The 255-nt window shown below is 62.0% G+C and carries 1 pseudogene; it reads left to right on the top strand.

The window, feature by feature from the left end:
- A pseudogene (locus tag GUI70_RS24895) lies at positions 1 to 246 on the top strand (hypothetical protein); the annotation flags it as partial.
- Positions 247 to 255: the final 9 nt, after the last annotated feature.

Consider the following 255-nt stretch of genomic DNA (forward strand, 5'->3'; position numbering starts at 1 on the left):
TACGCTCCGAAATCCACCGTCCACGAGCGCTTTAGTGCCTGGGTTGAGTACGACTGCTTACGCGCAGCGTGGGCCATCGTACTCGAAGAGTACGATCAAAAACTGGGCATCGACTGGGAATGGCAAGCCGCTGACGGGAGCATGGTCAAAGCCCCGTTGGGGAAAAGGGGGGCGCTGGTGCGCCGCAAGCCACGGGCAGCAACCCCACCGACCGAGGCAAAGCCGGATGTAAGCGCACCCTGCTGACTGACGCCA

Source organism: Deinococcus alpinitundrae, from assembly GCF_009982895.1.
Lineage (GTDB): Bacteria > Deinococcota > Deinococci > Deinococcales > Deinococcaceae > Deinococcus > Deinococcus alpinitundrae.